Raw genomic sequence first — 11,157 nt, forward strand, 5'->3', positions numbered from 1 at the left:
CCAAACTTTAGCGGGATCTCCGCCGGGTCAGCCCCACGCCGAGGAGGCAGATGGCGCCGCCGACGAGTCCCCAGGCCGTCGGGATTTCGCTGAGCACCAGCCATGAGATCAGCACCGTCGTGCCGGGCACCAGGTACGTGGTGGCAGCCAGTTTGCCGGCATCGATCAGCGAAAGGGCGTAGGCCCACGTGGTGAAGGCGATGGCAGTGGGGAAGATGCCCAGGTAGACCAGGCCAAGGGTGGCTGGCAACGGCGCCGCCTGCAGCTCCTGCACCAGCTGGCCTGCGAAAGGCAGGCAGCAGACCAGACCCACCATGATGCCGAACCACGTGGCCTGCCCCGCCGGAAACTTCCGCAGCACGGGCTTCTGGATGATGACGCTCACTGCGGCGAGTGCAGCAGCGAGGAGGCAAAGCAGCACGCCTGCCACGTCCGCCGTCGAACGCTGCCCTGAACCCAGCGCGATGACCGCGACACCGCCGAACGCCACCAGGCTGCCGATAATCAGCCAGCGCGGAAAGCCCTCCTTGAGGATGATGCCAGCCATCACGGCCACCAGGATCGGGTTCACGTTGATGAGCAGCGCGCTGGTTCCGGCGTCGAGCGAATGCTCCGCAGCGTTGAGTGCCACGTTGTACCCGGCGAACCACATGACGCCGTAGGCGAGGATCGGCCACCACTCCCGGCCCCGCGGCAGCGCCCGGAGTTTGGGAAGCACCACAGCGCCAAGCACGATGGCGGCAACCGCCAGCCGCCCCAGCGTCAGTGCTCCGGGGGAGAAGCTTGGGCCAACGGCGCGAATGCCCACGAAGGCGGAGGCCCGAAGTATCACCGTCACCACGACGGCGGCGACGCCGAACGCGTTCATGGAGGGTGCCGGTTTTTCGGAGGCGGGGCCTTCCGGCATCGATCCTTCAGGGGAGGGGCCGTCGGGGGAGTGGGGCTGGAGTGGGCTGGTGCCGGCGGGGGATGCCATGGTGCCAATCTAGCTCCGTTCCCCGCGCGGTGGCTGGCGGAAATCGGCCATGTCTAGCCAAGAAACTGCCAATGTGGCGGGCTTCGATTTGCCTGCCGTTTGTGCGTCCACCGGGCCGATTTTGGATATTCCGGGGAGAGGCTCTATAGTTTTACAGGTCCAGTTCGGAGGAACACGAAAGGACAAGAACGAAAGGCTTCGGCCCTTTATTTTTGCCCTTGTTCAACCGAATTGAGTCCAGGCCCCCATCGTCTAGCGGCCTAGGACACCGCCCTTTCACGGCGGCGGCACGGGTTCGAATCCCGTTGGGGGTACGCAAGGAAGTGGTCAAAGCAGGCAAGAAAGTCTGGTAGGCTGGAGTCCTTGAAAAAACGCAGTAGCAATACTGCGCAAAGCAAGAAATAGCAAGGCCCTGTAGCGCAGTTGGTTAGCGCGCCGCCCTGTCACGGCGGAGGTCGCGGGTTCAAGTCCCGTCAGGGTCGCTTTGATTGCCGGAAGAAATTCCGGCATTCATGGTGACATGTCACCTAGGCTCTGTAGCTCAGTTGGTAGAGCGTTCGACTGAAAATCGAAAGGTCACCGGATCGACGCCGGTCGGAGCCACCAGCTAGAACCCCGCTGTTCCCTTAGGAACAGCGGGGTTTTTTCGTTCCCGGGTTTCCCTGCACCCTGTTCCGTTAAACCCCGGTTTCACTGCCACCCTTTCTCTTCTGATAGCGACCGCCGTCGGGCATTTGGAGGCCTCGGCATCTTAAATCACGACGGCGGCCGGCGTGTTGGGCGTCGAAGTCCCCCGTTTTGGTCGGCCGGCCCGCCAGCCACGGGTGTGATCACGGCCATTGATGACGCGATTATGAAGACACATTTGATTCCGGTCCTGAAGTGGGGCACGCGCGCGCAAACGAGATGTAAGCGCTTGCACACCAGGAGGCTTACCCAGGGGTGAGGACCGAAAACCGTGTTGAACTCGGGTGACAACGTTGTCTAGCGTTGAGTGTGGGCCGCGAAATGTAAGACATTTCTGAGCGTCCAACGCGGGGTCCACCCAAACCCCGTCTCTCCCTCGACACAACGGCGTCCTCGATGACGCACGCCGTGTCATCGGGGTCGCCGGAGTGAAGGGACAAGGGCAGCTGCCCGTCTTCCACGAACGTAACTCCGCGAGAAGAGCAAAACATGCACAAGCACCCCAACACCCCCCGGATGCTGCGGTGGCGCCCCGCCGCCGCAGCTCTGGTGGCAACTGTCGCCGCCACGGCGTTCCTCGCCGTGCCCTCGGCGCAGGCAAACGAGCCGTCGGATCCGCCGGCGAGCACCCAGATGCCGGCGCCGACTCCGGGCTTCCCCCTGCCGACGCCCCACACCCAGACGGCACACGATCCGGCGTCGGACTTCACCTCAAAGTGGACCCGTGCGGATGCCAAGCAGATCATGGCGCAGAGCGATTCCAAGGTTAAGCCGGGCCAGAACTCCATGAGCCCCGACGTCACCATGCCGGAGATCCCCCAGGACTTCCCCGCCATGAACGATGACGTGTGGGTTTGGGACACCTGGTCGCTGACCGACGAGAACGCGAACCAGATCAGCTACAAGGGTTACGACGTGATCTTCTCGCTGGTTGCTGACCGGCACGCAGGCTACGGCTTCGACCAGCGCCACTGGAACGCCCGCATCGGCTACTTCTTCCGCAAGACCAACGCTGACCCGGCCAAGGACAAGTGGAACTACGGCGGACACCTGTTCCTGGACAACACTTCCATCGGCAACACCGAATGGTCCGGATCCACGCGTCTGATGCAGGGCAACCACGTGAACGTGTTCTACACGGCCACCACGTTCTACGACGTCAAGGAGCGCAACGCCGGCGGCGGCGGCATCGCCCCGGACGCAGCCATCGCCAAGGCGCTCGGCAACATCCACGCGGACAAGAACGGCGTGACCTTCGACGGCTTCCAGCACACCAAGCTGCTTGAGCCGGACGGAAAGCTCTACCAGAACAAGGCACAGAACCCGGGCTTCGCGTTCCGCGACCCGTACACGTTCGCTGACCCGGCACACCCCGGCAAGACCTTCATGGTGTTCGAAGGCAACACCGGCGGCAAGCGCGGCGACTACCGCTGCAAGAACGAGGACCTGGGTTTCGCCAAGGGTGACCCCAACGCCGAGAACCTCGCCGAGGTCAACAGCAAGGGCGCCTACTACCAGACCGCCAACGTTGGCCTGGCCGTGGCAGACAACAAGGATCTGACCAAGTGGCACTTCCTGCCGCCGATCCTGTCCGCCAATTGCGTCAACGACCAGACCGAGCGTCCGCAGATCTTCATCCAGAATGAAGGCGGCAAGAACAAGTACTACCTGTTCACGATCAGCCACCAGTTCACCTACGCTGCAGGCATGCGCGGACCCGACGGCGTCTACGGCTTCGTGGGCAACGGCGTCCGCTCCGACTACCAGCCGATGAACAACAGCGGCCTGGCCCTCGGCTCCCCGACAGATCTGAACCTGCCGTCAGAGTCCCCGGAAGCGCCGACGCCGAACCAGAACGGCCGTCAGTTCCAGGCCTACTCGCACTACGTGCAGCCGGGCGGCCTGGTCCAGTCCTTCATCGACAACGTGAACGGCGTCCGCGGCGGCTCCCTGTCGCCCACCGTGAAGATCAACTTCCGGGACGGTGTGTCCAAGGTTGACCGCAGCTTCGGCAAGAACGGCCTCGGCCCGTTCGGTTACCTGCCCACCAACGTCCACGTTGGCGGCAACGGCCTCTACAAGTAAGCCGTAACTGTTGCAATAACCGGGAGGCGCCCGGACCTGGTGAGTATTTCCAGGTCCGGGCGCCTTCTGCTGCACCGAATCACTGTATATACAGAGCTGTTTTGAGGCCGGACAGCAAAAGTGCACCTGGCCTGTCAACTTGGAAAGAGGCGCTTCCGCCGGGCTAGACTCGCACGCCGGGGGACGGGGCAGGCGTTCGTCGGCTGCCCAGCCAGGCCGCCGAAGGCGGCAAAACCACTCCAGGAATGGAAACCGTGAACTATCTTGCCCGCCCGCTGCACTTCGCCGCCCTTTTTGCCGTAGTGGCACTTACTGCCTGCTCCGCGCCCGCCTCCGGCGGTGCGCCGTCGGCCTCTGCAACGTCCACGACGCCGGCCGGCAGCGCCGCTCCGACCGCGTCCGCGAGCGCGGCGTCCGGTCCCTTTGGCGGCTACGCCTCGGCGGCTGAGGCCTGTGCCGCCATTTCCACGCAAGCCACGGGGGCCTCCCTGCTGCCCCTTTCCGCCGCCCAGGGCAAGACAGCGGAACTGGAGCAGAAGAAAGCGGAGCTTGCGGAGACGGCACAGCGGGTGCCGGAGGCGCTGAAGGCGGACTTCGCACGGTTCAACGAGGTGGCGCTGGCGGGGCTCTCTGACCAGAGCGTATATTCCAACGGCGAGTTCGAGGCGGCCATGGCCCCCGTGACGGGGTGGCTGTCTGCGAACTGCCACTAACCCGCCGGGGGCACGGGGCTTCGCGGGGCCCGCGGGGAACGCGGTGCGCCCGGCCCCTGACGTTGTCCGGCCTAGGGGATAGGGTTGTGTTCAACAGAAGGGGAGTGCTGATGGAATACCAGAATCCGCAAACCGCCGCCGTTCGAGTGGACCCTGCCCCGACGCCGGCTGCAGCCGGCGGGCGGACCGTGATCTCCGAGACCGCCGTGGCCAAAGTCGCCGGGATCGCGGCCCGGGCCGTGCCCGGCGTGTACTCCCTGGGGACCGGCTCCTCCCGGGCACTCGGAGCCATCAGGGACGCGGTGGGCAGCTCCGATCACGCCGCAGGCGTGCACGCCGAGGTCGGGGAGACCCAGGTGGCAGTAGACATCACCCTGGTGGCGGTCTACGGCGTTCCGCTGCACGCCCTGGCCAACCAGGTACGGGCAAGCGTTTATGCGGCCGTCGAGAAACTGGTGGGCCTGCAGGTCATTGAGGTGAACGTCGAGATCAACGACGTCTACATTGCACCGCCGGTAAAACCGACGGGCGCTCCCGCCGTCGCTGAGAGGGAGGCGGTCCTGTGAGCCCCACTGTCGTTGGAATCGCAGCCGGCGCCTTCGTGGCGTTCATGTCACTACAGTTCGGTCTCTGGGGCTTCCTGATCTCCCTGCTGTTCATGGGAATCGGCGCGCTCCTGGGCCGCGCCGCAGAAGGGAAACTGGACCTCCGCAGCGTCATCGATGCCATCAGCGGGCGGCGCTCATCCTCATGAACCGGGCAGCCGATAAGAGCCAGGCAGCCGCAGCAGCCACGCCCAGCAGGCAGTACAGCGGCCACAACAGGATCAGCACCCAGGCGCTCACGAGCCTGGCCAAGGCTGCCGCTGCCGAGGCCCTGGGCATTCACGCCCATGACGTGCGCGCTGACTGGACGGACGACGGCGGCCTGCTGGCTTTGTCACTCGTCGCCCCCATCCGGATCCCCAGCCTGACTGCCGTCCTCGCCGACCCGGGACGTGTCCCGGCGCTGGGCGGCTCCATCTGGGACAGGACCGTGCACGCCAAGACCGACATTTTGACCAAGGTCACCGAACTCAGCGGTGCGAGCCTGAGCAGGGTGGACATCCGCATCAGCGGTGCCCACGTCACGGAAGAGGGCAGGGTGCGGTGAGTTCCGTCGTCGAACAGCAGCATGAGGCCGGCGGGGACCCGGCGCAGGGCGGCTCCGGTGCGGCGCACGCCGCTGGCATTGACATGCGCCGCGTCCTGCACCGCGAGACCCACGCCTCACGTGCCGTGGCAGCAGTCATCGCAGGTTCCCTGGTCACAGTGCTCTGTCTTTACGCGCTCCTGGAATCCGCGGTGCGCGCCATCGGCCAGCCGCCCTGGCTCATCGACCCGCAGACCGCAGCCGAACGGATCGTGGCGCTCCCGTCGGGCATACCGCCGCTGCTGCTGGGTGCTGCCGGAGCCGTGACCGCCGCAGTAGGTCTCTTCTTTTTCCTGAGCGCGGTCCTCCCCGGGCGCCGGGCCCGGCATCTGCTTGCTGACCGGCGGATTGCCGTGGTGGTAGATGACGAGGTCATCGCTGCCGCCCTTGCCCAAAGGGCGCGCGTGGCGGCTAACGTCACGCAGGAACAGGTCATGGTGGTGGTTTCCCGGCGCCAGGTAGTGGTCAATGTCCGCCCCACATCCGGAGTCCCGACCAGCGAAAACGCCATCCTGCAGGCGGTGGAGGACGAACTGCAGGCGATGGGACCGTCCCCCATGCCCCAGGTGACCATCAATTTGTCGACCTCGGGGGTGGTGGGCGCATGAATGGCACACCAAGGCTTCTCAACCGGATTCTTCTCGGCATTCTTGGCTTCAAGCTGCTGGTGATCGGCGTGCTGCTCGTTCTCCTGGCTGCCGTCCCCGCCGTCGCGGCGTGGTGGCACACCTGGTCCAGAAGCCTTTCGGACAACGTCACCGCGGCCTTCGAAGGCACGCAGTTCCCCGGCCGGCAGGGGAGTTGGCTGTGGGTCGTCCTGGCCCTCGGAGTGGTGCTGCTGATCGGCCTCATGGTTGCGTGGATCGCGCAGCAGGGCAAGGGCCGCACCGACCTCCTGCTGGCGGCGGATGATCCGGGCGGCGTTCCCGGCGACATCAGGATCGGCGGGGGAGTGGCTGAGCAGGCACTGAAGAACGCCCTGGCCGACCGTCCCGAGCTCGCCGGCGCCACGGTCTCGATCTACGACGTCAAGGGCCAGCCGGCGCTGAAGCTCCGGCTCCACCCTCGGCCGGGCGTGCCTCCGCAGGTCGTCGCGGCCGAAGCGGCGGACTTGGTTGACGCGCTGAGCGCCGTGGTGGGCCAGCGGACGCCGGTTCTGGTGCACATCGCCGCTGGCGCGCGGACCCGCTTCAGCCGCGCCGAGCGGGTCCGCTAGCTCCGTTGACCAGAGCTCTGTCAGCCAGAAACCGTCGGCCCGCTTATCCGGCCACCAGGTAGGCCGCACTGTTGGGCGCAACCACGGCTTCATCAGCGCCTGATTCTGCAGCGCTCGACAGCGCCACCCGGTAACCGTCGGGGACCGGCGTGGGATCCGCTCCCGTGTTGGCCACCACCAGGACATCACGGTTGTGGAAGGCCAGGACGCCCAGTTCGGGATCGTGGTTGTCCGCCCAGCAGAATGTCCCCGATCCCAGTCCGTGGCTCCGGCGTGCGGTGAGCGCGGCGCGGTACAGCTCCAGTGTCGAGCCTTTGACGCCGTCCTGCCGGTCCGCGGCCAGGTCTTCGAAGGATTCTGGCTGAGGCAGCCAGGGCGCGGCGGGGTCCTGCGCAGTGGACGCCTCTGCGAAGCCATACCCGGGCGCTGCGGATTTCCATGGCAGCGGCACCCGGCAACCGTCGCGCCCGCGCTCAATGCCGTTGGTCCGGAAGAACGTCGGGTCCTGCCGGGCTTCGGCGGGCAGCGTGGTGTGCTCGGGGAGGCCAAGTTCTTCACCCTGATAGATGTACGCGGAGCCGGGGAGGGCCAGGGACACCAGCGAGGCGGCCCGGGCACGGGCCAAGCCCAGGGTCTCATCGGGCTGCTCGTCCTCGGCGGCAATCCCCTTGGGAAAAGTGGTGGGATCCTGCAAACCGAAGCGGCTCGGATGGCGCACCGTGTCATGGTTGCTCAGCACCCACGTGGACGGCGCCCCCACGGACGCGGCCGCCTTGAGGGAGTCCTCGATGGCCACGGCCATCCGCCGGGCGTCCCAGCCTGCCAGGAGGAAGTCGAAGTTGAAGGCCTGCTGCATCTCGTCCGGCCGGATATACCGCGCCAGCCGCTCCGCCGGTTCAACCCACGCCTCGGCCACCAGCATGCGATCGCCGTCGTACCCGGCCAGGACCCGGTTCCAATCCCGGTAAATGTCATGGACGCCGTCCTGGTCAAAGAACGGCGACGGCGGATACAGCGGCGACACTGGTTCGTGTTCGGAGGCCCCGGCGGTGTCCCCGGCCCCGGCGCCCGAGCCGGCGGTGTCACCAGCGGTATCACCAGCCGGAGAGGCGTGCGCCGTATGCGGCTCAACTTCCTCTCCGTGGGCGCCCGGGGGATCCGTCACATGGGCGGCTTCGGCGGAGCCTTCCACCATGGCGGCCACACCTTCCCAGTCCGGAAGGCCGGCCTCCTTCACCATCCCGTGGGCCACATCTACCCGGAATCCGTCCACGCCCCGGTCCAGCCAGAAGCGGAGCACGGAACGCATCTCTTCCCAGACCTCGGGGTTTTCCCAGTTGAGGTCCGGCTGCTTCGTGTCGAACAGGTGCAGGTACCAGTCCCCGGGGGAGCCGTCCGCATTCGTGGTCCGCGTCCAGGCCGGTCCACCGAAGATGGAATTCCAGTTGTTGGGCGCGAGGTTACCGTCGCCGGACCCGGGGACCTCGTCCTTCCCGGGCCGGAACATGTACCGCTCCCTGGCGGCCGAGCCGGGTCCCGCCGCGAGGGCCTCCTGGAACCACACATGCTCATCGGACGTGTGGTTGGGGACCAGGTCGACGATCACCTTCAGCCCGCGGGCGTAGGCCTGTTCCAGCATGGCGTCGAAGTCGGCCAGCGTACCGAAGGCCGGGTCCACCTGCCGGTAATCGGCGACGTCGTAGCCGCCGTCGGCCTGTGGGGACCGGTAGAACGGCGAGAGCCAGACGGCGTCGACACCCAAGTGCTGCAGGTAGGGCAGGCGAGCCGTGACACCGGGCAGGTCACCCATGCCGTCACCGTTCCCGTCGGAAAAGGAACGTGGATAGATTTGGTAAACAGCTGCGTGGGCCCACCACGCCGTTGTCTCGGAAGCCGGCGTGCTGATCGGGCGGTGACTCATAGTTGCCTCTCCGGTAACAATTAGGTGTAAACGCTTGCATATCTTCGGGCAACGTTACTAGTGTGACAGTCACCACATCAACCGCACGAATGATTTTCATGTCACTCAGCGAGGAGTCTCCAGCCAATGAAAACCCCTAAGTTCTTACTCCCGGTTGCCACTGCCGGTGTGCTCGCCCTGACCCTGTCCGCCTGTGGCGGCGGCGGCGGGGGCAGCACAACGGGCGGCGGTGCCGGGGGAGGCGACGCCGCCAACAACCTTGACGGCCGCGGGCCCATTACCTACGTTCAGGGCAAGGACAACAGCAATGTGGTCCGCCCACTGGTCGAGAAGTGGAACGCCGCCCACCCGAACGAGAAGGTGACCTTCAAGGAGCAGACGGACCAGGCGGACCAGCAGCACGACGACATTGTGCAGCATTTCCAGGCCAAGGATGCCAGCTACGACGTCGTGGACGTTGACGTCGTGTGGACCGCAGAATTCGCCGCCAAGGGATGGCTCCAGCCGCTGAAGGACAAGATGGCCTTCGATACCAGCGCCATGCTGAAGCCGACCGTCGACGCCGCCTCATACAAGGGAACGCTGTACGCGGCCCCGCAGACCTCCGACGGCGCCCTGCTGTACTACCGCAAGGACCTGGTTCCCACCCCGCCGAAGACGTGGGACGAGATGATGGGCATGTGCTCTATCGCCAAGCAGAACAACATCGGCTGCTACGCCGGACAGTTCAGCAAGTATGAAGGCCTGACCGTCAACGCTTCGGAGGCCATCAACTCCGCCGGCGGCGCCGTTCTGGATCCGGACGGCAAGCCCAGCCTGAACACCGCCGAGGCCAAGACGGGCCTGGAGAACCTGGCCAAGGCCTACGCCGACGGCAACATCCCGAAGGAAGGTATCACCTTCCAGGAGGAGCAGAGCCGCCAGGCGTTCCAGGGCGGAAAGCTCCTCTTCCTGCGCAACTGGCCTTACGTCTACAACCTGGCAACCACTGAAGGTTCCTCGGCAGTGAAGGACAAGCTGGGCATCGCCCCGATCCCGGGCAAGGACGGCCCCGGTGCATCCACGCTGGGTGGCCACAGCATGGCAGTCAGCGTCTACTCCAAGAACAAGGCAACGGCCCTGGACTTCCTGAAGTTCATGACGTCGGAAGAGACCGAGAAGTTCTACGCCACGCAGGGTTCACTGGCTCCCGTACTGGGCAGCCTCTACACCGACGCTGCCTTGGTGAAGAAACTCCCGTACTTGCCGGTGCTGAAAACCTCCATCGAGAACGCAGTGCCGCGTCCGGTCAGCCCGTTCTACCCGGCCGTCACCAAGGCGATCCAGGAAAACGCGTATTCAGCCATCAAGGGCGAGAAGCCCGTGGACACCGCACTGTCTGACATGCAGAAGTCCATCGAATCCGCCGGTTCAGGATCGTAGTTCCGCCATGGCAACCGAAGTAGGCTCGACGCCGGTCAAGGCACCGGCGTCGGGCGGCACCCCGATCCACCACGGCCCCAAGGGCGTGGGTGAGGATAACAAGATTCTGAGTCAGGGAAAGTGGGCCTCCTGGCTCCTTGCCCCGACCATCATTGCCCTTGCCGTGGTGATCGTTTACCCAATTATCAGCGCAATCGTGATGTCCTTCCAGAAGGATGCCGGCCTGGATCCGGCCACCGGCCTCTTTACCGCAGGCGGTCCGGCAGGCGTCCAAAACTACGTCAACTGGCTCGCCCAGCAGTGTTCTGCTCCGGCAGGCGGAACGGTGGCTTGCCCGCCGGGTACGCTGGGTGCGCAATTCTGGTCGGCCACGGCAACAACGTTCTTCTTCACTGTGGTGACCGTAACCTTCGAGACCGTCCTGGGCTTCTGGATGGCAATGATCATGGCCCGCACCTTTAAGGGCCGGAGCATGGTCCGTGCCGCCGTTCTGGTGCCGTGGGCCATCCCCACTGCCGTCACCGCGAAGCTCTGGTTCTTCATCTTCGCCTTCGAAGGCATCGCCAACAAGCTGTTCAACACCTCGATCCTGTGGACCGGCAGCGAATGGCCGGCGAAGTGGGCAGTGGTCATCGCGGACGTCTGGAAGACGACCCCCTTCATGGCTTTGCTGATCCTCGCCGGACTCCAGATGATCCCGGCCGAGGTTTACGAGGCCGCCAAGGTCGACGGTGCGACGGCCTGGCAGCGCTTCCGGTTGATTACCCTGCCGCTGGTGAAGCCCGCCCTGATGGTGGCCATTCTGTTCCGTACCCTGGATGCGCTGCGCATGTTCGACCTCCCGTACATCCTGACGGGCGGCGCAAATAACACCACTACCCTGTCCATCCTGGTGATCAACCAAATCAGACAAGGGTTCAATGCCGCCGCGGCGTTGTCGACCATC

General features: G+C 65.3%; 11 protein-coding genes and 3 tRNA genes. 12 read left to right on the forward strand and 2 right to left on the reverse strand.

Annotation, left to right across the window (positions count from 1 at the left end; translation table 11 throughout):
* Positions 1 to 7: 7 nt before the first annotated feature.
* Complete coding sequence (locus J7I85_RS02300) at positions 8 to 976, reverse strand: DMT family transporter (RefSeq protein WP_214846072.1); 969 nt, start codon at positions 974 to 976, stop codon at positions 8 to 10.
* Between the two features lie 241 nt (positions 977 to 1,217).
* On the opposite strand from J7I85_RS02300, the gene J7I85_RS02305 reads away from it, so the two are divergent.
* From J7I85_RS02305 to J7I85_RS02350, 10 genes are all read left to right on the forward strand, one after another.
* Positions 1,218 to 1,290, forward strand: a tRNA-Glu gene (locus J7I85_RS02305).
* Positions 1,291 to 1,384: 94 nt separating this feature from the next.
* Positions 1,385 to 1,458 (forward strand) — tRNA-Asp (locus tag J7I85_RS02310).
* Positions 1,459 to 1,506: 48 nt separating this feature from the next.
* Positions 1,507 to 1,582: transfer RNA gene (locus tag J7I85_RS02315), tRNA-Phe, on the forward strand.
* 570 nt (positions 1,583 to 2,152) lie between these two features.
* Entirely contained in the window at positions 2,153 to 3,748 is a 1,596-nt protein-coding gene (locus J7I85_RS02320; protein WP_214846074.1) for a glycoside hydrolase family 68 protein, read from the forward strand.
* A gap of 245 nt (positions 3,749 to 3,993) precedes the next feature.
* Complete coding sequence (locus tag J7I85_RS02325) at positions 3,994 to 4,461, forward strand: hypothetical protein (RefSeq protein ID WP_251023826.1); 468 nt, start codon at positions 3,994 to 3,996, stop codon at positions 4,459 to 4,461.
* Positions 4,462 to 4,571: 110 nt separating this feature from the next.
* Positions 4,572 to 5,027 carry an Asp23/Gls24 family envelope stress response protein gene (locus J7I85_RS02330; protein WP_214846078.1) on the forward strand — a complete coding sequence of 152 codons (456 nt, stop codon included), beginning with the start codon at positions 4,572 to 4,574 and terminating at the stop codon, positions 5,025 to 5,027.
* Positions 5,024 to 5,215 (forward strand): DUF2273 domain-containing protein, encoded by a 192-nt coding sequence (locus J7I85_RS02335; protein ID WP_190604309.1) that lies wholly within the window; start codon positions 5,024 to 5,026, stop codon positions 5,213 to 5,215. Before J7I85_RS02330 ends, J7I85_RS02335 begins: the two co-directional genes overlap by 4 nt.
* Entirely contained in the window at positions 5,212 to 5,613 is a 402-nt protein-coding gene (locus J7I85_RS02340) for a hypothetical protein (protein WP_214846080.1), read from the forward strand. The genes J7I85_RS02335 and J7I85_RS02340 overlap by 4 nt, the downstream gene beginning before the upstream one ends.
* Positions 5,610 to 6,260, forward strand: a complete 651-nt coding sequence (locus J7I85_RS02345; protein ID WP_214846082.1) for a DUF6286 domain-containing protein — start codon at positions 5,610 to 5,612, stop codon at positions 6,258 to 6,260. Before J7I85_RS02340 ends, J7I85_RS02345 begins: the two co-directional genes overlap by 4 nt.
* On the forward strand, positions 6,257 to 6,868 hold the full coding sequence (locus tag J7I85_RS02350) for a hypothetical protein (protein WP_214846084.1): 612 nt from the start codon (positions 6,257 to 6,259) through the stop codon (positions 6,866 to 6,868). Before J7I85_RS02345 ends, J7I85_RS02350 begins: the two co-directional genes overlap by 4 nt.
* A 43-nt stretch (positions 6,869 to 6,911) precedes the next feature.
* Here the strand turns inward: J7I85_RS02350 and J7I85_RS02355 are convergent, their stop codons facing one another.
* Complete coding sequence (locus tag J7I85_RS02355) at positions 6,912 to 8,789, reverse strand: glycoside hydrolase family 13 protein (RefSeq protein WP_214846086.1); 1,878 nt, start codon at positions 8,787 to 8,789, stop codon at positions 6,912 to 6,914.
* 126 nt (positions 8,790 to 8,915) lie between these two features.
* Between J7I85_RS02355 and J7I85_RS02360 the strand changes: the two genes are divergently transcribed.
* Both J7I85_RS02360 and J7I85_RS02365 read left to right on the forward strand, forming a co-directional pair.
* On the forward strand, positions 8,916 to 10,211 hold the full coding sequence (locus J7I85_RS02360) for an ABC transporter substrate-binding protein (RefSeq protein WP_214846087.1): 1,296 nt from the start codon (positions 8,916 to 8,918) through the stop codon (positions 10,209 to 10,211).
* Positions 10,212 to 10,218: 7 nt separating this feature from the next.
* Positions 10,219 to 11,157, forward strand: a 939-nt coding sequence (locus J7I85_RS02365; protein WP_214846089.1) for a carbohydrate ABC transporter permease, incomplete at its 3' end; no start/stop codon positions are given.

Origin of the sequence: Arthrobacter sp. ISL-65 (assembly GCF_018613795.1) — a bacterium.
Classification (GTDB): domain Bacteria; phylum Actinomycetota; class Actinomycetes; order Actinomycetales; family Micrococcaceae; genus Arthrobacter.